Here is a 22,130-nt window from a genome sequence, read left to right on the forward strand (position 1 = left end):
GCACAATGAATAAACAAGATAAATAGAACATCACAGATCGGATTTGATTATTCAAATCCGATTTTTTTATAAAACAAAATTAATTTTTAAAATCAGATCGAAAGAAACCAAATTTTCGATTTATTTTTATGCAGAAAATCAAATGCTACAATACTGAATTTACCAACTCATTTTGGTATAATAATAGGTAAGAATATTTAATAAACAAGAATGAAAATATAGCAGGTGATCACATGGATAACATAACAGGAGCTAACCTTGGATTTGAAAAGGAAATTTTCCAAGCGGCAGATAAATTAAGAGGCAACATAGATGCAGCAGAGTACAAAAACGTTGTACTTGGACTAATATTTCTCAAATACATATCGGACTCATTCGAACAAAAATACAACCAACTATTAGAAGAAGGTGACGGATTCGAAGAAGACCGCGACGAATACATCGCAGAAAATGTATTTTTCGTACCGAAAACAGCCAGATGGGAATATGTAGCATCCAAAGCAATGACAGCAGAAATCGGAAAAGTAATCGACGAAGCCATGGTTGCGATAGAACAAGAAAACGACAGACTAAGAGGAATACTACCGAAAAACTACGCACGTCCCGAACTTGACAAGAGAAGACTTGGAGAAGTCGTAGATTTGTTCAACAATTTGAAACTAAAAGAACACGGCGACTCAAAAGACATCCTCGGACGAACTTACGAATACACAATCGCCCAATTCGCATCCCTTGAAGGGAAAAATGCCGGCGAATTCTACACACCAACAAGCATCGTAAAAACACTCGTAGAAATCCTCGAACCATACGAAGGCCGCGTGTACGATCCTTGTTGTGGCGCAGGGGGAATGTTCGTACAATCTGCCAAATTCGTAGAAAATCACCAAGGAAGAATCAACGAAATATCAATTTACGGACAAGAATACAACACCAACACGTGGAAGCTTGTACAAATGAACCTCGCCATTCACGGATTGGAAGGGGATTTGGGACACGGTGCTGCAGATACATTCTTCAAAGACCAACACTCATCATTAAAAGCAGACTTCATATTGGCAAATCCACCATTCAACCTAAAAGAATGGGGTGGCGACAAGCTATCAGAAGATTCCAGATGGAAATACGGAACACCACCACAAGGAAATGCAAACTACGCATGGATGCAACACATGATATACCATTTGGATGATAACACTGGCAAAATGGGACTCGTACTTGCCAACGGATCATTGTCCGCATCCGGAAAAGAAGGAGAAATCCGAGAAAATATAATAAAAGATGACCTAGTGGAATGCATCATAGCAATGCCTGACAGATTATTTTATTCCACAGGAATATCAGTGTCGTTGTGGATATTAAACAAAAACAAACAACAAAAAAACAAAACACTATTCTTGGATTGCCGTAACTTAGGCCACATGATAGACAGAGCGCACCGTGATTTATCAGAAGAAGACATTGCAAAAATCACCACAACTTACAAGAACTTCGTCAATGGAAAAGACGTCGAAGAATTGGGATACGCCCACGCAGCAGACATGGACGAAATAGAAACAAACCTATTCGTACTCACACCAGGAAGATACGTAGGACTTGAAGAAATGGATGATGACGGAGAAGCATTCGAAGACAAAATGCAACGACTAACAGAAGAGTTAAAAGATTTGTTTGACGAATCCAACGAATTGGAGAAAAAGATTAAGGAACAACTTGGAGCTATTGGCTATGGAATTTAAAAAAGTTAAGCTGGGAGAATGTGTTGATTATATCCTAGACTATAGAGGGAAAACACCAAAAAAATCAAAAACTGGTATACCTACGCTTTCAGCAAAGTCAGTCAAAAATAATTTCATAGACTATGATGAAGTATATTATATTTCAAGAGATGAATATAATAGGTTTATGTCTAAAGGATTTCCTCGAATTGGAGATATATTAATGACAATGGAAGCTCCTCTTGGATTAGTGGCTACACTAGATAGAGATGATGTTGGATTAGGGCAAAGAATAGTAACAATAAGAGGCAAAAAAGATTTCTTAGACAATAATTACTTGAAATTCTACCTACAATCACCAAAAGGACAGCATGAATTATATTCAAGAGCAACAGGAACTACTGTAGTAGGAATAAGCCAAAAAAATTTAAAAAACATAGATATTGTTATTCCATCATTAGAAAATCAGATTAGAATTGGAAGAATTTTAAACAACTACAACATAAAAATCGAAATAAACAATAAAATTATTTCCAACTTAGAGAGCCAAGCGCAAGCGATATTCAAATCGTGGTTTGTGGATTTTGAACCGTTTCAAGACGGGGATTTTGTTGAGAGTGAGTTGGGCATGATTCCAGAAGGCTGGGAAGTTAGAGAATTAAAAGATGTAAGTAAAAGAATAAATGGATTTTCATATACAAGCAAAGACATTTTTGATGAGTCAAATATTAACATGATAACTATTAAAAACTTTGATAGAAATGGTGGATTGCAAAATGATTCTATAAAACCAATATCAAAAAATAGTAGGATTAAAAAGGATCACTACTTAAAAACAAATGATATTTTGATGGCTTGTACTGATCTTACTCAAAAAGCTGATATCATTGGAGGAGTACTTTTATACTTTGAAAATGAAAACTTTGATAACGAAATATTTTCTATGGATCTTATTAAATTAGTTCCTTTTGAGAAAGATGATACTTTTTTCTTTTATTATTATTTAAAAAATCCGATTTTTAAACTATTTGCAGAAAATGCATCTTCAGGAACAACTGTATTACATTTATCTAAAAAAGCTGTAGATAATTTTAATATCGTATATCCAACTAAAAAACATATCGATCGATTTAACGATTATGTTTTTCCTATCATAAAAAAACAAAGAAATTTATTAAACCAAAACACCAAGCTTGCCGAATTACGTGACGCTTTGCTACCGAAGTTGATGGCGGGCGAAATTGATGTTAGTAATATTAAAATCGAGGGAGAGGAGGTCAAAAATGAGTGATGTTTATTTGGAAGATGGTTTTGAGAAGATTTTCATCAAGGCTATCGAGGATTTGGGATATGAATACGTGGCTCACCAAGATATTGTAAGAGACAGTATGAAAAGTCCGCTTGCATCTGAGATGTTGAGGGAGTCTCTTAGAAGAATTAACTGTGAGCTGGAAGATGCTGCAATTGATCAGGCTATTCATGTGATTAAGAATATCGATGCGGGCCTTCTTGTGGATCGAAACGAGATTTTCTTCGAATATTTGCAAAACGGTATCGAAATTGTTCACCTGGAAAATGACATGCCAGTGACAGACAGAGTGCATTTGATTGATTACGATCATTTTATGAATAATACTTTCGTGGTGACTAATCAACTTACGATTGTCGGCAAGGATACGAAAAGGCCGGATGTGTTGGTGTATGTGAATGGTCTTCCGTTGATTGTTGTAGAACTTAAATCGATGACTTCGTTAAATTCTGATGTGTCGAGCGCTTACAGGCAGATCAAAAACTATCAGCACGATATCGAAGAGCTTTTCGTGTACAATGTTTTCAATATTATTTCTGATTTTACGACTACGAAGGTGGGAACTATTACTGCTGGAGAATCGTGGTATAAGGAATGGAAATCGACGGATGGATCTTATGAGTCGACGAAGTATGCAGATTACAAGACGCTTGTGGAAGGCGTGCTGGAGCAACATAGGTTGTTGGATATTATAAGAAATTTCATTTTTTTCGAGCATCAAAATGATTCTACAAATAAAATCCTCGCGCAATATCACCAATATTTTGCTGTGGAAAAGGCTGCGCATTCTACTACACAAGCGATGGCTATCGGAGATGGCAGGGGTGGTGTTTTTTGGCACACGCAAGGTTCAGGTAAATCGAAGTCGATGGTTTTCTATGTGCATTATTTGATGAATATGGATCAGTGGTATTCTAATCCGACTTTTGTGGTGTTGACGGACAGGAATGATTTGGATACACAACTTTTTGAACAGTTTGCGAGGGCGACGAGGTTTTTGAGGCAAACTCCTGTTCAAGCAACTTCGAGGAAGAATTTGCACGATTTGCTTAATGACAGAAAGTCGAACGGGATTTTCTTCTCAACGATGCAAAAATTTGCTGAGTCTGATGAGTCGTTGACTGATCGTGATGATGTTATTGTGATTGCAGATGAGGCTCACAGGTCACAGTACGGTCTTCGTGAAAAAATATCGAAGGACGGGAAGGTTCAGTCGGGGATGGCAAGGCTTGTGAGAAAATCTCTTCCAAATGCTACTTATATTGGTTTTACTGGAACTCCTATTAGCAAGAATGACAAGGATACGCAGGAAATTTTCGGGGAATATATTGATATTTACGATATGAGCCAAGCTGTTGAGGATGGTGCAACTAAGCCTGTGTATTATGAAAACAGGGTAATTAATCTCGGTTTGAATTCTGATATTTTGAAGAGGATTGATGACAAGTACGAAGAGCTTGCAGAAAATGCAAATGAGTATGATATCGAACGAAGTAAGCGTGATTTGAGTAGGTTGGAGCAGGTGATTGGATCTGATGAATGTATCGATACTCTTGTTCACGATATTATTCATCACTACGAAACTACAAGAAAAGATCTTCTGACAGGAAAGGCTATGATTGTCGCTTACAACAGAGAAATTGCGGTGAAGATTTACAAAAAAATTATGGAGATTCGTCCTAATTGGAATGAAAAGGTCAATGTGGTGGCAACTTCAAGCAACAACGATCCAGAGGATTGGAAGAAGATTATCGGCAACAAATCCGATATGGAAGAGTTGGCAAGCAAATTTAAAAACGACGATGATCCATTCAAGATTGCGATTGTCGTGGATATGTGGTTGACGGGATTCGATGTTCCTAGTTTGGCGACGTTGTATGTGTTTAAGCCAATGCAAGGTCACAATTTGATGCAGGCTATCGCGAGAGTTAACCGTGTGTTTAAGGACAAGGAGGGCGGTTTGGTTGTGGATTATATCGGGATTGCAAATGCGTTGAAGAAGGCCATGATTGATTACACAAAATCAGACCAACAAATTATCGACAATGCCGATATCAGAAAATCTGCTTATCCTTTGTTTGTAGCTAAGTTAGAAAAAATCAGGGAAGTTTATCTCAAAAGGTTTGATTATGAAGAAATCTTCGATGAAAATGTCAATGACGAAAAAATTGCAGAACTTATAATGGATGGCTTGAATTACGTTTTGGGATTTTCAGAAGATAACCAAAATAAATTCAAAAAGCTATCCTACGAATTAAAACAATCGCACACTTTGTGTTCTTCGATTACTTCAGAACATGAGCAAAGAGAGGCTGCGTTTATCGAAGCTATACGAACGAGTTTGAATAGAATTACAACTGGTGGTAGGATTCCAAAACACATAATCGACATGGAGATTTCAAAACTTCTGGAAAAATCCATTCACAGCGACGGCGTTATCAATTTGTTCCAAGATTTTGAGAATGGGTTTAGTTTGTTTGATCCTTTGTTTATGGAAAAAATCAAAAAGATGGAACAAAAAAACATCAGTATTGAACTTTTGAATAAACTATTAAAGGATGAGATTGCTATTTTCTCCAGGGGAGATATTGTCAAGGGGCAGGATTTCTCCGAAAGACTTCAAAATATTATGAAAAGATATCGAAACAATATGGTCGATAACGCGAAGAGTTTGGATCATTTTGTGGGAGTTGTGGAAGACGAGAAGTCAAAGTACGATATGGATTATATTCGTGAAGAGCTGATAAAGTTAGCGCAAGATATGGTGAAGATGGACGAGGAGAACAAGAAGCTTGGCCTTAGCAAGGAAGAGTTGGCGTTTTATCATGCGATTAGTAAGCCTGAAAATATTACGGACTTCTACACTAACGAGGAGCTTGTGAAGTTTACTCAGGATTTGACAAGGACTATTGCAAACGAGATGACTTCCGATTGGATGATGAGAGAATCGGGCAGGGCAAATATGAGAAGAACGATAAAAAGGCTTCTTGCAAAATACAAATATCCACAAGATTATCGCTCGAAAATCATCGATCTTATCGTGGAACAAGCAGAGTACATCGACGAAGTTGTAGGATAAATTTGTCAGCAAAAGGAGATTATTATGGAAAGAACTATTCGTGTAAAAGGTAAGGGAAAGATTTCGGTGAAGCCTGACACTATCAAGATTACGATAAAGGCTGAGGGGTTGCGCTGGAATTATGACGAAACTATTGAACAATCGACACAAGACACGAGGATTTTACGAGACGCTTTGAAAAATGCGGGGCTCGATCCGAAGAATTTGAAGACAACTCATTTTTCGATTGATTCAAAATATAAGAGTTATCACGATAAAAATAACGACTACAAGGAAAAGTTCGTAGGTTACGAATACGAGCATCGCACATATATTGAGTTTGAAAATGACAATAAGATACTGGGGAAAGTTTTGTACGAATTGGCGCATTGCGATGTAAAAGTGAAGTTTGAAATCAATCACACTGTAAAGGACAAGGAAAAGGTCAAGAATGATTTGCTAGAAAAAGCTGTAGAAGATTCTACGACGAAGGCAAAGGTGTTGGCGAAGGCTTCTGGTGTGAAGTTGAAAGAAATACTAAACATAGATTATTCGTGGGGAGAAATTGAGATATATTCTTCGCCGATGGATGATTTGATGGTTTGTGAAGCGGCATCGACATATGACATAGACATCGAGGCTGACGATATCGATGTGCAAGATACTGTTACAATTACGTGGACAATAGAATAAATATGAATCATACAAAAGAAATAACGAAAAAAATATATATGCTATCAGGTTTAGGATGTGATAAATCAAACGTAAATGAGCTTGAAAAAGAGTTAAATAAATTCAATTATACCATTGAATATATCAATTTACCTGGACAATATTCAAATATAGATGTGAACGTCGAAAACAAAGAAGATTTTGGAAAATGGATAGAAACTCAGATACCAAAAAATTCAGTAGTTATTGGATATTCACTAGGTGCAGACTTATTGATTAGGAACATTGAAGTGATAAAACCAGATAAATTAGTTATTTTAGACGGGGCAATAATTACGAATGATTTCACGAAAACAACTGTGGAAAAAGAAGTTGAATTTAGTGGAAGTTATATAAAAGAAAATAGTCTTGAGATGAATGCTGACACAATTTCTAATTTGCTTTATATAAAGTTCAAAGAAGATGTGGATGTTTTTGACATGCATATAAAAGTAAAAACGCTGTTATTATTAGCTGATACACCAGATGATTTATATGAATATAAGAAAAACAAAGTAGAAAAAAATAATAATCAAGAGAATATACAATCACTATTTATCCAGAATACATCACACGATTTTCACACTGAAAAGCCAGTTGAAATAGCTGAGTGTATTAGTGAATTTTTAATGGAATAATCAAAAAAACCAGAGAATGTTTCTCTGGTTTTTGTTTACATAAACAACAAATGTGCGATTGGAGCTACTATCAAAAGTGAGATTATTGTTCGTTCGATAAAAATTACGAACAATTCGAATAAATTTACAGGAATTGACGATGCGAGGATTAGTCCACCGACTTCTGATAAGTAGATTAATTGCGTTACGGAAATTGTCGCTACGATGAATTTGGTCATTTGCGATTGAATTGTGCTTGCAGCTATGATTGATGGTGTGAACATGTCGCTGAAACCTACAATCATTGTCTTGGAAGCTTCCAAACTTTCTGGAACTTTCAAGAAATTCAACAGTGGCAAAAATGGCTTGCCAAGGATTTCAAAAACTTGAGTGTTGTTTGCAAGTACAAGTGATGCCGTTCCGATTATCATAACAATCGGCATCACCGAAAACCACATTCCGAATGCATTTTCCAATCCGTTTTTCAAAAATTCTCCAATCCCTTTGTGCGATTCAACTCTTTTTATTGCCAAATCAAGCCCGTACTTGACGGATGAAGAATAATTTTCTGATATATTTTCATTATCATGAGCTGATTCTACTACATAGTCGTCTTTTTTGAGTGACAATGGTGGAATTCTTGGAATTATTATCGCACACACAATTCCGACAAGACACACCAAAAGGTAGTACACTCCGAAATAATCTACCATGTCGACTTGGGACAAAACGATAAGGCTGAATGTTATGGACACTGCGGAGAAATTCGTAGAAATAATCGCAGCTTCCTTGGCAGAATAATATCCTGATTCGTATTGGTTAGCCGTAAGCATAACCCCTAAAGTTCCATCTCCAATCCAGCTTGTGATGCAATCTACTGCGGCACGTCCAGGAATCAAAAACACTGGGCGCATTATTTTTGTGAAAATCGCACCGATAAATTCCAAAAGACCGAAATCAAGCAACAGTGGGAGTAGCATGCTTGCTATTACGAAAATAATTACAAGTGATGTCAACAAATCGTTGAGTATAAATGTAGCAGATTCATCGGCAACTATCATGTCGAAAAACGGCCCAAGGTTAAGCTTGTCCTTCAACACTACCATCCACACGACTATAAATCCTAGAATTCTAAGTACTAACCAAACAGGAGTTACAGAAAATGTTTGGTTCAAAAGTTTGTTTTCTTTGATGAACTTGACATTGAAACTTGCCATAATGCTCATCACGAACGATATCGTAATTATAATCGTACAAAGTGCTGGCAGATAATCGCCGACAATTTTGGCGATAAAATCGGCTAAAATTTTGACTATTATAGTCCAATTGCCGTCGTATTTTACGGGAATCATGAATATAATTATCCCGATAATGGACGGAATCAGAAAATTCAATAGGGATTTTTTATTGGTTTTCATATTATCTCCTCGCTTTAAAATATTTTTCCTAGTATATCACTAATGAAAATATGATGCAAGAAAATAACAAGTAAAATTGATTAGGAGAAGTGAGAAATCTTTTGGTGTAATAAATTAAAAATCCTCTGTCACGAATATCTAGACTACACAAATTGAAGATTTCTAAATCTTAAAATCCTAAAATCGTAAGCACGCTAACGCTTACGCGAATACGATTTTTGATAGATTTTTTCGATTTGAAATCAAACAATTTGTTCCGTATGATATTCTTAGCCGGAGGATTTTTTAATTAGCTGAGGTTTCTAATCCGTAGGACTTTCTAATCTACAAAAATTTCCACTAAAAAAGGCTGCTTACAAAAGCAGCCCACATATTATTTTTCTGTGTTTTCTTCAGTAACATCGTCGTCTTCTTGATTTTCTTCAGCCATAGTTTCCATTTCTTCTTCCAATACGTCGTTGTCTAAGTTTGACTGATTAATCATAGATTTTACTTTTCGTTCGTCTTTTTTAGTGTAATCTTGATCGTCGTCGTATTTCTTTTCCAACAAATCCAAGATTTTAAATCTTCTCTTGGATTCTTTTTTGATTTTTTGGAAATCTCTTATATATGCGTAAATCAAGAATGTTATAAGAATTATTCCAGCGTATCCTATGATTGGATAAGTGATGCTGATAAGTTTTCTGAATCCTAAAAAGCTTAGGAAAAATCCTATCGTTACAAATCCTATCAAATACATTTTGTATTTTGCCGGATTGTCATTTGAAAATCTTTTGGCTAACGAATAATACAACCCGATAGCTGTGTTGAAAATCATTCCAAATATTACCAAACTCATTATCAAACCTAAAACTGGATTGATTTCTTCGATTAAAACTTGTGTAGGAAGGTCTGCATCTTTTAGAATGTCAACTCTCATGAACAAAACAACTGCCAAAAGAGCTGTTACTGTTCCTGTGATAAATCCTCCTAACAATCCGCTGACTTTCGCTTCTTCAGATAGTACATGGTTACCACCAATTGCAAATGCCGTACTCAATCCTACCATCATACACAATGAAAAATAATTGACTACTGCAAGCCAAGGATTGCCGAAGTTTTTCGGAATAGTTCTTGCGATTGGGTCTAAGTGGTTAAAGTTTCCGTCAAATTTTGCTATTGTGTAGACTGATGCGATTAAAATCAAAGCCACGATAACTGGCGTAAATGCACCGATAATTCTGGTTACTTTTTCAAAATCCATCATTCCTACGAAAATTACAAGCAATGCACAAATAAGTGAACCAATCCACGGTGCTAGTCCAAATTGCTGGTTGAGGTTGGAGCCTGCACCGGAAAGCATAACGAATCCGATTATAAATCCAGTTAAAATAAGTAAAATGTCGAATACTTTTGTGAATTTCTTGGATGCTATTTCGTCCAAAACATCACTGTGTTCATCTGCGAAATAATAAGAACCAAGTTCCAAAATAATCGCTCCTATAAATGTGTGCAATATCAAAACAAATAGCGCTGTCCACAAGCCGGATTTGCCATAAGCTGTAAAATATTGCAAAATTTCCTGTCCACTTGCAAGGCCTGCACCAGTTAGTACCGCCACGTATGCAAGGGAGGTGTGTAATATTTTTTTTGACATAATTATCCCCTTCTTTTGTAAAATTATATAATAAAATTTTAAAATAGCCAAGACGTAATTATATAACAAATTTGATAAAATGCAAATCAGAAAAATTGAACATTATGATATAATATTCATGAAAAGAGGTGCTAAATGTTTAAAGTTAAAAATTTTGAAGACAATGATGATGTTATAATCAAAGAACAAAATGGAGCATTTAAAGTTATTGAATACAAGAGGGATTTGTCCGTAGATTATGAACAAGCACAAAGTTCTTACTTTGCATCAGAAATGAATGTAAGAAGAAGACAATTATTGTGCGATGTTTCAAAATCAAATATCACTGTACAAGCAGGAGCTATGCAATGGATGCTTGGAAATGTTAGTTCAACTACTGGAATAAAAGGCGCGGGAGATTTCTTCAAAAAAGCTTTGCGTGGTTCTGTGACTGGTGAAGGTGCTATAAAACCTGAATACACAGGCGATGGATTATTGGTTTTGGAACCAACATACAAGCACATTATTTTATTGGATGCAGATGATTGGAACAACGAAATCATCATTGAAGATGGATTGTTCTTGGCTTGTGATTCTGAATTGGAACACAAAGCTATTATGCAATCCAATATTTCATCAGCTGTTGCAGGTGGAGAAGGGTTGTTCAACTTAGGACTTCACGGAACGGGAATTGTTGCGTTGGAATCTTATGTACCAAGAGAAGAATTGATTGAAATAACGCTTGACAATGATGTGTTGAAGATAGATGGAAACATGGCAATTGCTTGGAGTGGATCGTTGAGTTTTACAGTTGAAAGAGCTGGTAAATCATTGATAGGTTCTGCGACAAGCGGTGAAGGACTTGTGAATGTGTATAGAGGAACTGGTAAAGTTCTAATGGCTCCTGTTTTAGAATAAATTTGAAAAATTAAATATTGAGTATTTAATGACAAACCATTAATGCTAAAAAAACTGGATAACAAACCTTAATGCACGAATATCTAAACTCCACAAATTGAAGATTTCTAAATCTCAAAATCCAAAATCGCAAGCACGCTAACGCTTACGCAAATGCGATTTTGGACGGATTTTTTCGATTTGAAATCAAACAATTTGCTCCGTATGATATTCTTAGCATTAATGGTTTGTTATTTTTAATTTATCATAATAAATTTTAATCGTGAAGGTTTGCAAAAATTTTCGCGTTTTTTTATTGCGACAAATCGAATATGGTATAATAAAGTAAAGTATATTCAAAGTAATGTAAAAAGCATCTTGGGAGGCACTACTATGAATAAATTGAGAAACAAATTATACAAATACGAGTTTTGGTCTATGATTTTGGGCGTGATTCTGTTTATCGTGGAATTGAAACTTAGAATGAGTTATCCTAGACTTGTAAGCGTGTTGATATCTCCATTATCAAATATTTTCATCTACGCATCCATTGCTATTGTGTTGATTATGATTGTTTTGGAGATGTTGAGTGCGATTAAAAACAGAGATTTTGATATTTTGCTTTTCATTTTAATCATTTTAGCAGGACTTTATTTGATGTATCGTATTATTTAAAATTTGGAGGATATTATGGGTATATTTGATAAATTAAAAAGCGTTTTTTCTTCAGAAGAAAAGGAAACTAATAACCAAGCTCACAAAAATGATTGGTACGTTTACGAATGGAGCGTAAAAGACACTGGGGAAGTTTTCTATGTTGGTTACGGTTATGGTGATGATTCTAAGTCTTTCGGATTCGAAACTTATCACGGAGAAAGAATAAAAGATAAGTTGGATGTGGAATCCAAAATCATCAAGGATAATTTGGAAGAAGACGAAGCTCGTGATTTGCAACAAGAAGAATTAAAGAGGATTTTGAAAGAAACTGATAATGTGATTATCAATCGTGTAACTCCTAATATGATTACTAGAAAATCGGGATTGTTAAAATCAGATACGACCCCAAACTACAGATTTGAACAAGCACCTGTGTTGTATGTTGCAGAATACGAACAACATTATTTGGGTATGGATTATGATGATTTCGAAAAAGTTGACTTGGATAATTTGAAATCGGTGTACTTAGTTGAAAAAGGTGTTGACGATGAAATTATCGCAAACATTTACAAGGATGATTTGGACAAGTATTTGAACCAAACAAAATCTTTGATGGAACATGAAAACATCAAAATCGTAGATGACCAATTTGCAAATGATGTGACTGCTTGGGTCTACATTGGAGATGATTCCATAGCTAAGGTTAAGGAATACGAGGACAAAGCACAAGAAAAATTATCCAAGAAAATTCCTGTATATCACATGATGGATGTGTTGAAGAAATTAAAAGAAAAGAACAAGGACAGCTTGGATGAGATTTTCAACAAAATCAAGACTACAAAAGAAGTTGTAATTCACCCACACAATAGCAGGGTTGAAGTGTTCGATATCAAAAACTTAGACGATCTAGCAAAGGGTGCAAAGGAAGGTTTGAGATATTGGAACGAAGGAGAAAAATTCAGAAAGGATTCGCATTTCCAATCTGCGATAAAATCTTATGATACTGCAAGAGAAAACGGATTGTGTACTCCTGCACTTTACAGTTCTTATGCTAATGTTTACAGAAGTATGAAGGATTACGACAACGAAATTGATATTTTGCAAGAAGGTATCAAGAGATTATCCGACCAAGATAATGTGTCTGAATCTCACATTAATTCCATGAAGGAAAGATTAGAAAAAGCAAAGGAACTTTTATTAAAAGAATAATTTTTATTGAATTCCCAATTTGAGAAATCGAGTTGGGGATTTTTTATCGCCAAGCGTTATATGATATAATATACAAAGGTGGTAAAATGAAAGATGCTCTCGGAAGAAAGATAGATTATTTGAGAATTTCGGTGACTGACAAGTGTAATTTGAGATGCAAATACTGCATGCCAGAAGAAGGAATCACGCATTTGAATCACGACGAAATTCTAACTATAGATGAAACTTTGAAAATCGTAGAAGTTTTCAAAGATTTGGGAATAAAAAAAGTACGTTTAACTGGAGGCGAACCTTTGGTTAGAAACGGAATATTGGATTTGGTAAAAGGCATCAAGGATATGGGAATCGAAGAAATCTGCATGACTACCAACGCTATCAAATTGTACGATATGGCTGATGATTTGAAGAAAAACGGCGTTGATAGGTTTAATATTTCGCTGGATACTTTGGATGCGGATAAATTTCGTGACATAACGCGTGGTGGCGATGTGAACAAGGTTCTGAAATCCATTGATTTGCTCAAAAAAATGGAGATGAATCCTATCAAAGTCAACACTGTTGTGATGAGAAATTTCAATTACGACGAGATTGATGATTTTGTGAAATTCGCAGAAGATGGAGTGATTGTTAGATTTATCGAACTGATGCCTATTGGTGAAGCGATTGGGAAGTCAGATGATTATGTGTCGAACGAAGAAATTATCAAAAAAATTGGCAATCTTCAAAAAATTTACAGCGATTCACAAAAATCAAAGGTCGCAGAATATTACACCAATCCAAATGGAGCTGTGGTTGGATTTATCAATCCAATTTCTCACAAATTCTGCTCTGAATGTAACAGGGTTAGGTTGGATTGTAAGGGAAATTTATTGATGTGTTTACATTCTAATAAGTCGATTAATTTGAAAGATGCTATTAGAAATGATGAAGATATACGACAAATTATTACACAAGAAATATACAATAAACCAGAAAGACATTATCTCGAAGAAGGTAACTTCAACAAAAGGGATATGAATACTATAGGAGGTTAATGTGGATTTAACTCATTTTAACGAAGATGGTTTGCCAAGAATGGTGGATGTATCTGAAAAGGAAACTACTAAAAGAGTTGCTGTGGCTCATAGTAGGATTTATATGAAAAAAGAAACTATGCAAAAAATCACAGAAAAATCCATCAAAAAAGGCGACGTATTGAGTGTCGCACAAACTGCTGCGATTATGGCTGCGAAGAAAACATCGGAAATTATTCCAATGTGTCACAATATTTTCATCACAGGTGTTGATGTTAAATTCGAATTAGCAGATGATTTTATAGATATTTTCGTCCAATCAAACACCGAATCAAAAACAGGAATTGAGATGGAAAGTTTGACGGCTGCAAGTGTGGCGGCTCTTACGATTTACGATATGTGCAAGGCGATTGACCGTTCAATGCGAATTACGAATGTGGAGTTACTTCACAAAGAAGGCGGCAAAAGCGGCGTTTACAACAGAAGTGTCGACAGTGATGAGGCAGTTGTAATCGATGTGAATATTAGCGAGAAAAAAGGAACTGTAAAAACTCCTGTAGAATTTGCAGAACTAAAAGTGGATCATGGATTGGTTGGAGATGCGCACGCTGGAAATTGGCACAGACAGGTGTCGCTTTTGGCAGAAGAATCCATCAACAAAATGCGTGAAATGGGTCTTGATTTAAAAGACGGAGATTTCGCTGAAAATATTACAACAAGAAACATAGAGCTTTTTACTTTGCCAGTGGGTCAAGTGTTGACTATTGGAGAATGCGTGCTTGAAGTTACACAAATCGGCAAAGAATGTCACAAAGGCTGTGCGATAAAACAAAAAGTAGGCAATTGTATTATGCCAACTGAAGGAATTTTCTGCAAAGTTTTAAAGGGTGGAATTATTAAGAAAAACGACAAAATCAAGCTTGTAGAATTAAATTAAGAGTTTGTGTTATAATATATTCGGAGTCTGGGGGTGCTTTATGCTGAGATCTTTATAGAAACCCTTAAACCTGCCCATGATAATGCATGCGAAGGGAAGAACTTAGAATGTTTTTTGCGGATACATGGATTATGTATCCGTTATTTTTTTCCAGATTCCAAATTATAAATAGGAGGAATTTATGGAATATACAACTCAATTAGACGCTGCAAAGAAGAAAATTATTACAAAAGAAATGAAGAGAGTAGCGGAAAAAGAAAATATAGACGTAGAAATTCTTAGAGAAAAAATCGAAAAAGGATACGTGGTTATTCCTGCGAACAAAAACCACAAATCATTAGATGCTCATGGAGTTGGCGAAGGTTTGAAGACTAAAATCAACGTTAACTTGGGTATTTCAAAAGATTGCTACAACATCGAAAAGGAAATGGAAAAAGTTAGAGTGGCAATCGACATGGATGCTGAAGCGATAATGGATTTGTCAAATTACGGTAAGACAAGAAAATTTAGAGAAGAACTTATCGATTATTCTCCTGCAATGATAGGCAGTGTTCCAATGTATGATTGCGTTGGAATGTTGGATAAGGAATTGAAGGATATCACTGAAGATGAATTCTTGGAAGTTGTGGAACAACACGCAAAAGACGGGGTGGATTTCATAACAATTCACGTGGGACTTACAAGAGACATCGCAGAACATTTGAAAACAACAGACAGAATTACTAAGATAGTATCTCGTGGTGGATCACTTCTATTCGCATGGATGATTGCAAATAACAAAGAAAACCCACTTGTAACAAGATATGACGATGTACTTGAAATTTGCGAAAAATATGACGTAACACTAAGCTTGGGAGATGCTTTAAGACCAGGTTGCATCAACGATGCTACAGATGATTTGCAAATTCAAGAATTGATTAATTTATCTAGAATGGCAAAAAGAGCCTACGAAAAAAATGTCCAAGTAATGATTGAAGGACCAGGCCATGTGCCAATCGATCAAATCGAAGCGAATATGAAAATCGAAAAAACAATCTGCAACAATGCACCATTCTACGTTTTAGGACCTTTGGTTACAGATATTGCACCGGGCTATGACCACATAACATCAGCAATCGGTGGAGCAATAGCAGCAAGTACAGGAGCTGATTTCTTGTGTTATGTAACTCCTGCAGAACATTTGAGACTTCCTAACTTGGAAGATATGAAAGAAGGAATCATTGCTACTAAAATTGCAGCTCACGCTGGAGATATAGCGAAGAAAATCCCTGGAGCAAAAGAAAGAGACGACGAAATGAGTAGAGCTCGCTTCAACTTGGATTGGGAAAAAATGTTCGAACTTGCAATTGACAGCGAGAAACCAAAAAAATACAGAAAAGAATCTCAACCAATCGAAGAAGATAGCTGCACAATGTGCGGCAAGATGTGTTCAATGAGAACAGTGAAGAAAGTATTGAACGGCGAAGATGTCAATTTAATTTAGAAAATTTGATTAAAAAATTTATTTTAAAATTCTAATTCAACCATCAAGAATATCTTGGTGGTTGTTTTTTATTTGAACGAAATTGGAAAATATTCGAGAAAATCATTGACAATGGTTATTAGTAGTCGTATAATTCTAATAGTATTAGGTAAAAAGGTGATATTATGAATGAAAAATTAGCAAAAGAAGTTATAAGATGCGTGCACAGTATTGGAAAACACCATCCTCACAAGCAAATCAACGATTCTGTAAGAGGTGAAAACATGGCTTTGGGATTTATCAAATCGGAAGGTGGATCGACTTATCCGAAAGATATTGAACTTGCTATGGGGATTTCCAGCGCGAGAGTTGCAGCTATTATTAAAAAGCTTGAAAAGCGTGAACTGGTAACTAGAACTGGTGATAAAATCGACAGAAGAAAAACTTTGGTAAGTTTAACTGAAAAAGGAGAAAAAGTCGCCCAAGAAACTGAGGACAAGATAATGTATGCTCTTGGTCAAATGTTTGATGCTTTGGGAGAAGAAGATTCTGAAAATTTCGTCAGAATAATCGACAAATTAATCAAAAATTTGCCGAAGATTAGCAAAATCTGTGAAGATAAATTTAAAGAAATGGATGATGAACTTGATAAGAATAATTAGATACTTGAATAAAAAACAATGGATTCAGGTGCTTTTGAGTTTGGTATTCATAGTAACTCAAGTGTTCTTGGATTTAAAAATCCCGGATTATATGTCGAAAATCACGATGTATGTGGAAAGTCCGGGTCACAGTGTAAGTGATATTATCGCAGAAGGAAAATGGATGATATTGTGTGCACTGGGTTCTTTGATTTCTGCAATTATTGTAGGATATTTGGCATCGAAAATTTCGGCGTCATTTTCCAAAAATTTGAGGTCTAGAATTTTCTCTAAGGTGGAAAGTTTCTCCATGAAAGAAATCAACGAATTTTCCACTGCTAGTTTGATAACTAGGTCTACAAATGATATTACGCAAATTCAAATGGTAATAGTGATAGGATTACAAATTTTGATAAAAGCTCCTATCATGGCTGTGTGGGCAATCACGAAGATCTACAACAAGGGATTTGAGTGGACAATGGCAACTGCTGTGACTGTTTTGATTTTGATTGTATTCGTTGCAATACTGATGCTTATGGTTATGCCTAAGTTTAGAATGATGCAAACTTTAACCGACAATATCAACAGGATTTTGCGTGAAAACTTGACAGGACTTGCCGTAATCAGAGCATATAACTCTGAAGAATACAGGGAAAACAAATTTGATGAAGCGAATGAAGAGTTAACTAGCACACAATTATTTACAAGTCGTGCGATGTCAACACTTTTTCCAATGATTAACTTCAGCATGTCGATGTTGACACTTGTGATTTATTTTATAGGCGCAGGGCTCATAAATGCCGCAGAAATGATGGACAAATACGTTTTGTTTTCAAACATGGTTGTGTTCAGTTCTTATGCAATGCAAGTTATCATGTCATTTATGATGATGAGTATGATTTTCATCATGGTTCCAAGAGCGCAAATCTCAGCAAAGCGTATCAACGAAGTGTTGGATACAGAACTTTCCATTAAAGATGGAAACATCGAAACATCAAATGATGATTACGAATACGAAATAGAATTTGATAATGTGTCATTCAAATATACAGATTCTGAGCAATACATCTTACAAGATATTGATTTTAAAGTGAAAAAAGGTGAAAAAGTAGCGATAATTGGTTCTACTGGTTCAGGAAAAAGTACGATATTGAATTTGCTTTTGAGATTTTACGATGCCACTGAAGGGGTTGTCAAAATCCAAGGAATTGATATCAAAAAATATAAGCTTAAATTTTTGTACGAAAAAATTGCTGCAGTTTTGCAAAAATCTTTCCTTTTCAAAGGCGATGTAACATCTAATATTTCTTTTGGAGATGAAGGAACTGACAAGAATTTGGTAGAAGAAGCTGCAAAAACGTCGCAATCTATGGAGTTTATCGACAAATTTGACGACAAGTTTAACCACGAAATCGCACAATTAGGTAAGAATGTTTCTGGTGGACAAAAACAAAGATTGTCCATAGCCAGAGCAATCTACAAAAAGCCAGATATATTCTTGTTTGACGACAGTTTCTCTGCACTTGATTTCAAAACAGACAGTGAGCTTAGACATAAGTTGAAAGAAAACAACCCTGATGCTACGACAATTATTGTCGCACAAAGAGTGGGATCAATAATGGATTCAGATCAGATAATAGTTCTTGAAAACGGACAAATCGCTGGAATTGGTCAACACAAGGATTTATTGAAAAATTGTGAAGTGTACAAGGAAATAGCCTACTCGCAATTAACAGAGGAGGAATTAAATGCCTAGACAAGTTATAAATGAAAAACCAAAAAAATTCAAAAAAACATTAAAAGAAATGACTGGGTATTTGAAACCTTACTTCCCATTGATACTAATTGCAGTTGTAGCAAGCGTAATAGCGACGATATTGCAAATAATTGGACCAGATAAATTAAAACTCATCACAGATGAAATCACAAAAGGACTTCCTAAAATGGTCAAAGGAAAGCCTGTTTTGGATTCAATCAATATGGATAATGTCAAATCTATTACAATAATGCTTGTAATATTTTATGGATCGTCTTTATTGCTGAATTTGTTGCAAAGATTCATAATGGCAGATGTTACACAAAAAATCTCCAAATCATTTAGAGAGAAAATTGCTGTTAAAATCAACAAATTGCCATTTAGCTATTTTGACAACACAACTTACGGAGACATTCTAAGTAGGGTTACAAATGATGTCGACACCATCAGCCAAAGCTTGAACCAATCAATAGGAACGTTGTTGACAAGTATTGTAATGCTTTTAGGCACACTTGTAATGATGATCTACAATTCAGGAATATTAACGATAACGACGATTTTGTCATCGCTTGTGGGATTTGTGTTCATTACAATAATAATGAAAAAATCACAAAAATATTTCAAAGCACAGCAACAAAACTTAGGTGATATCAACGGACAAATCGAAGAAGTGTACACCGGTCACAACGTAATTAAGGCATACAACGCTGGTGAAAGAGTGGTAGATGAATTCGAACGAATGAATACACAACTTTACACAAGCGCATGGAAATCACAATTTTTGTCGGGACTAATGATGCCAATTATGCAATTTGCAGGAAACTTTTCCTACGTTATGGTCTGCATCGTCGGTGGTGCATTGGCAATAAATGGCAAGATTTCATTTGGTGTAATCGTAGCATTTATGATTTATGTGAGATTGTTCACCAATCCATTATCAGACATCGCTCAAAGCTTCAACACATTACAAAGAGCTGCAGCAGCAGGAGAAAGAGTGTTTGAATTTTTGAATGAAGATGAATTAGAAGAAGAAAACGTCACTGAAAAATTAGAAAAAGCAAAAGGCGAAGTCGAATTCAAAAACGTTAGGTTTGGATATGATCCTGAAAAAATCATCATCAAAGATTTCAGCGTAAAAGTAAATCCAGGAGAAAAAATAGCCATCGTTGGGCCAACTGGAGCCGGAAAGACTACGATTGTAAATCTATTAATGAGATTTTACGAAATAAACGACGGACAAATATTGGTAGACGGAATTGATACGAAAAACTTATCTAGAGAGAATTTGAGAGACCAATTCTGCATGGTATTACAAGATTCTTGGGTATTTGAAGCAAGTGTAAGAGAAAACATCACATTCAGAGAAAAAGATATAACTGATGAAGAATTGATTGACGTGTGCAAACGCGTAAACTTGGATCACTTTATCAGAACACTTCCAAATGGATATGACACTATTTTAAACGACAAACAATCATTGTCTCAAGGACAACTTCAACTACTCACAATAGCACGTGCGATGGTAAGTCACGCGCCAATGTTGATACTAGATGAAGCCACAAGCTCCGTGGATACAAGAACTGAAATAATCGTTCAAGATGCAATGGACGAACTCGCAAAAGGAAGAACATCATTTGTAATCGCACACAGATTATCCACAATCAAAAACGCGGATTTGATACTTGTAATGAAAGATGGAGATATCGTAGAAAAAGGAAAACACGACGAATTATTGGCAAGAGACGGATTCTACGCACAATTATACAACGCGCAATTTGAAAGAAAATAGCGAAAATATTGTAAATTGAGATTGGGATTAAGTTGTCCCAATCTTTTTTTACATCCAAATTTGATATAATAAAAAGATAAAGAGGTGATTAAATGAAACTAGAAATAATAGACATGATAGATGATGGAAGATGTGTCGCAAAATACGAAGGGAAAACAGTGTTCGTAGATGGAGGAAGTGTTGGAGAAATAATCGAAGCAAAGAAAATAAAAGAAAAAAAGAATTTGATATTTGCAACAAAAACAAAAACAATACAACAATCACCTCATAAACAAGAACCGCTCTGCCCACATTACTACGAATGTGACGGATGCAGCATGCAAGACATTACATATGAAAAAGAGTTGGAAATCAAAAAAAATTCTGTACTCAACAAATTGCAAAGAATCGCGAAACTAGATGTAAAAGATGTCGACATACTCACAAACGCTGAATATTATTACAGAAATAAAGTAGATTTGAAAGTGGAAAATGGAAAACTTGGATATTACAACAGAAAAACACACAACCTAACACAAATATCCACTTGCAAAATCGCATCAAAAGCAATCAATCAAATGATAAATTGGCTGGAAAATCACGATTTGAATGGCGTGTCGGAAATCAAAATCAGATCCAATTACAACGACGAAATCCAAATCTCCATGGATTATTTATCAGATGAAATGCTAGAAAATTTAAAATCTGTAGAAAGCATCGTAGAAATTTATGCGAAAAATAAAAATTTTGATTTGATTTATAGGAAAAAACAATTTGTAGATAAAATTGGAGACTTATCATTCATAATAAGTCCCAAATCATTCTTCCAAGTAAATAAATACAATACAACATTGCTCTACGACACGGCAAAACAAATGATGAATGCAGAGGAAAATGACAGAATATTGGATTTATACTGCGGAATCGGAACTACAACAATGTACATTGGAAATGGCAATAACACAATCGGAGTCGAAGTCGTAAAAGATGCAGTAAAAGATGCCAACGAAAACAAAAAACTAAACAACCTGGAAAGCATTCAGTTTATTGAAGAAAAATCAGAAAACGTCGTAGGAAAACTCACAAAAGAACACTTTGATATAATCATAGTCGACCCACCACGAAAAGGAATGGATGAGAAAGTCGTCGACGCAATAATAAAATCCACAGCAAAAAAACTCGTCTACATCTCATGCGACCCAGCAACACTAGCCAGGGATTTGAAAGCACTAACAGAAAATGGATTTGAAGTTAGAAATGTCAAATTGGTGGATATGTTCGCGAAAACAATGCATGTTGAGACTGTAGTATTGATGTCAAGAAAATAGAATAACAAGCTATAAAACT

17 protein-coding genes and 1 riboswitch are annotated in these 22,130 nt (G+C 35.4%); of the genes, 15 read left to right on the forward strand and 2 right to left on the reverse strand.

All coding sequences use genetic code 11. The features are described from left to right. Window positions 1-233 precede the first annotated feature (233 nt). Genes ACLUJM_RS09765 through ACLUJM_RS09785 form a run of 5 tightly spaced genes read left to right on the forward strand, consistent with a single transcriptional unit; the run spans window position 234 to window position 7,431 of the window. Complete coding sequence (locus tag ACLUJM_RS09765) at window positions 234-1,736, forward strand: N-6 DNA methylase (protein ID WP_412412736.1); 1,503 nt, start codon at window positions 234-236, stop codon at window positions 1,734-1,736. Beyond that, window positions 1,726-3,006, forward strand: coding sequence for a restriction endonuclease subunit S (locus ACLUJM_RS09770; protein WP_294685546.1), 1,281 nt, complete (start codon window positions 1,726-1,728; stop codon window positions 3,004-3,006). The genes ACLUJM_RS09765 and ACLUJM_RS09770 overlap by 11 nt, the downstream gene beginning before the upstream one ends. Beyond that, entirely contained in the window at window positions 2,999-6,103 is a 3,105-nt protein-coding gene (locus ACLUJM_RS09775; protein ID WP_412412737.1) for a type I restriction endonuclease subunit R, read from the forward strand. Before ACLUJM_RS09770 ends, ACLUJM_RS09775 begins: the two co-directional genes overlap by 8 nt. A 24-nt stretch (window positions 6,104-6,127) precedes the next feature. Continuing rightward, complete coding sequence (locus tag ACLUJM_RS09780; protein ID WP_002834930.1) at window positions 6,128-6,775, forward strand: SIMPL domain-containing protein; 648 nt, start codon at window positions 6,128-6,130, stop codon at window positions 6,773-6,775. 2 nt (window positions 6,776-6,777) lie between these two features. After that, window positions 6,778-7,431: a hypothetical protein gene (locus ACLUJM_RS09785; RefSeq protein WP_035109050.1), complete on the forward strand. Its 654-nt coding sequence runs from the start codon at window positions 6,778-6,780 to the stop codon at window positions 7,429-7,431. 35 nt (window positions 7,432-7,466) lie between these two features. Here the strand turns inward: ACLUJM_RS09785 and ACLUJM_RS09790 are convergent, their stop codons facing one another. Together ACLUJM_RS09790 and ACLUJM_RS09795 are read right to left on the reverse strand one after the other, a co-directional pair. Then, the gene (locus ACLUJM_RS09790) at window positions 7,467-8,828 is read right to left on the reverse strand and encodes a YjiH family protein (RefSeq protein ID WP_002834928.1); all 1,362 of its coding nucleotides are present in this window, start codon (window positions 8,826-8,828) and stop codon (window positions 7,467-7,469) included. A gap of 373 nt (window positions 8,829-9,201) precedes the next feature. Continuing rightward, on the reverse strand, window positions 9,202-10,464 hold the full coding sequence (locus ACLUJM_RS09795) for a hypothetical protein (protein WP_412412738.1): 1,263 nt from the start codon (window positions 10,462-10,464) through the stop codon (window positions 9,202-9,204). 135 nt (window positions 10,465-10,599) lie between these two features. On the opposite strand from ACLUJM_RS09795, the gene ACLUJM_RS09800 reads away from it, so the two are divergent. From ACLUJM_RS09800 to rlmD, 10 genes are all read left to right on the forward strand, one after another. Beyond that, complete coding sequence (locus ACLUJM_RS09800; RefSeq protein WP_002834926.1) at window positions 10,600-11,361, forward strand: AIM24 family protein; 762 nt, start codon at window positions 10,600-10,602, stop codon at window positions 11,359-11,361. Between the two features lie 372 nt (window positions 11,362-11,733). Continuing rightward, the gene (locus ACLUJM_RS09805) at window positions 11,734-12,015 is read left to right on the forward strand and encodes a hypothetical protein (RefSeq protein ID WP_002834925.1); all 282 of its coding nucleotides are present in this window, start codon (window positions 11,734-11,736) and stop codon (window positions 12,013-12,015) included. A gap of 15 nt (window positions 12,016-12,030) precedes the next feature. Next, complete coding sequence (locus ACLUJM_RS09810; RefSeq protein ID WP_002834924.1) at window positions 12,031-13,206, forward strand: hypothetical protein; 1,176 nt, start codon at window positions 12,031-12,033, stop codon at window positions 13,204-13,206. Between the two features lie 86 nt (window positions 13,207-13,292). Continuing rightward, window positions 13,293-14,240 carry a GTP 3',8-cyclase MoaA gene (gene moaA / locus ACLUJM_RS09815; protein ID WP_412412739.1) on the forward strand — a complete coding sequence of 316 codons (948 nt, stop codon included), beginning with the start codon at window positions 13,293-13,295 and terminating at the stop codon, window positions 14,238-14,240. Between the two features lies 1 nt (window position 14,241). Continuing rightward, window positions 14,242-15,156, forward strand: coding sequence for a cyclic pyranopterin monophosphate synthase MoaC/MOSC-domain-containing protein (locus ACLUJM_RS09820; RefSeq protein WP_002836910.1), 915 nt, complete (start codon window positions 14,242-14,244; stop codon window positions 15,154-15,156). Between the two features lie 19 nt (window positions 15,157-15,175). Then, window positions 15,176-15,270, forward strand: a riboswitch (TPP riboswitch). Between the two features lie 67 nt (window positions 15,271-15,337). Then, entirely contained in the window at window positions 15,338-16,639 is a 1,302-nt protein-coding gene (gene thiC, locus ACLUJM_RS09825; RefSeq protein WP_294685536.1) for a phosphomethylpyrimidine synthase ThiC, read from the forward strand. A 164-nt stretch (window positions 16,640-16,803) separates the two neighbouring features. Continuing rightward, on the forward strand, window positions 16,804-17,280 hold the full coding sequence (locus ACLUJM_RS09830) for a MarR family winged helix-turn-helix transcriptional regulator (protein ID WP_294685535.1): 477 nt from the start codon (window positions 16,804-16,806) through the stop codon (window positions 17,278-17,280). Further along, window positions 17,255-19,015 carry an ABC transporter ATP-binding protein gene (locus ACLUJM_RS09835; RefSeq protein WP_308580722.1) on the forward strand — a complete coding sequence of 587 codons (1,761 nt, stop codon included), beginning with the start codon at window positions 17,255-17,257 and terminating at the stop codon, window positions 19,013-19,015. The genes ACLUJM_RS09830 and ACLUJM_RS09835 overlap by 26 nt, the downstream gene beginning before the upstream one ends. After that, window positions 19,008-20,804, forward strand: a complete 1,797-nt coding sequence (locus ACLUJM_RS09840) for an ABC transporter ATP-binding protein (RefSeq protein ID WP_294685534.1) — start codon at window positions 19,008-19,010, stop codon at window positions 20,802-20,804. The genes ACLUJM_RS09835 and ACLUJM_RS09840 overlap by 8 nt, the downstream gene beginning before the upstream one ends. 92 nt (window positions 20,805-20,896) lie before the next feature. After that, window positions 20,897-22,111 carry a 23S rRNA (uracil(1939)-C(5))-methyltransferase RlmD gene (gene rlmD / locus ACLUJM_RS09845; RefSeq protein ID WP_412412740.1) on the forward strand — a complete coding sequence of 405 codons (1,215 nt, stop codon included), beginning with the start codon at window positions 20,897-20,899 and terminating at the stop codon, window positions 22,109-22,111. The last annotated feature ends 19 nt before the right edge of the window (window positions 22,112-22,130 follow it).

Origin of the sequence: Finegoldia sp., assembly GCF_046991905.1 — a bacterium.
Lineage (GTDB): Bacteria > Bacillota > Clostridia > Tissierellales > Peptoniphilaceae > Finegoldia.

Excerpts from the sequence above, each read along its gene's own strand:
- ACLUJM_RS09765 (WP_412412736.1), top strand. The coding sequence starts at position 234 with ATGGATAACATAACAGGAGCTAACCTTGGATTTGAAAAGGAAATTTTC.
- ACLUJM_RS09770 (WP_294685546.1), top strand. The coding sequence starts at position 1,726 with ATGGAATTTAAAAAAGTTAAGCTGGGAGAATGTGTTGATTATATCCTA.
- ACLUJM_RS09775 (WP_412412737.1), top strand. The coding sequence starts at position 2,999 with ATGAGTGATGTTTATTTGGAAGATGGTTTTGAGAAGATTTTCATCAAG.
- ACLUJM_RS09780 (WP_002834930.1), top strand. The coding sequence starts at position 6,128 with ATGGAAAGAACTATTCGTGTAAAAGGTAAGGGAAAGATTTCGGTGAAG.
- ACLUJM_RS09785 (WP_035109050.1), top strand. The coding sequence starts at position 6,778 with ATGAATCATACAAAAGAAATAACGAAAAAAATATATATGCTATCAGGT.
- ACLUJM_RS09790 (WP_002834928.1), bottom strand. The coding sequence starts at position 8,828 with ATGAAAACCAATAAAAAATCCCTATTGAATTTTCTGATTCCGTCCATT.
- ACLUJM_RS09795 (WP_412412738.1), bottom strand. The coding sequence starts at position 10,464 with ATGTCAAAAAAAATATTACACACCTCCCTTGCATACGTGGCGGTACTA.
- ACLUJM_RS09800 (WP_002834926.1), top strand. The coding sequence starts at position 10,600 with ATGTTTAAAGTTAAAAATTTTGAAGACAATGATGATGTTATAATCAAA.
- ACLUJM_RS09805 (WP_002834925.1), top strand. The coding sequence starts at position 11,734 with ATGAATAAATTGAGAAACAAATTATACAAATACGAGTTTTGGTCTATG.
- ACLUJM_RS09810 (WP_002834924.1), top strand. The coding sequence starts at position 12,031 with ATGGGTATATTTGATAAATTAAAAAGCGTTTTTTCTTCAGAAGAAAAG.
- moaA (WP_412412739.1), top strand. The coding sequence starts at position 13,293 with ATGAAAGATGCTCTCGGAAGAAAGATAGATTATTTGAGAATTTCGGTG.
- thiC (WP_294685536.1), top strand. The coding sequence starts at position 15,338 with ATGGAATATACAACTCAATTAGACGCTGCAAAGAAGAAAATTATTACA.
- ACLUJM_RS09830 (WP_294685535.1), top strand. The coding sequence starts at position 16,804 with ATGAATGAAAAATTAGCAAAAGAAGTTATAAGATGCGTGCACAGTATT.
- ACLUJM_RS09835 (WP_308580722.1), top strand. The coding sequence starts at position 17,255 with ATGATGAACTTGATAAGAATAATTAGATACTTGAATAAAAAACAATGG.
- ACLUJM_RS09840 (WP_294685534.1), top strand. The coding sequence starts at position 19,008 with ATGCCTAGACAAGTTATAAATGAAAAACCAAAAAAATTCAAAAAAACA.
- rlmD (WP_412412740.1), top strand. The coding sequence starts at position 20,897 with ATGAAACTAGAAATAATAGACATGATAGATGATGGAAGATGTGTCGCA.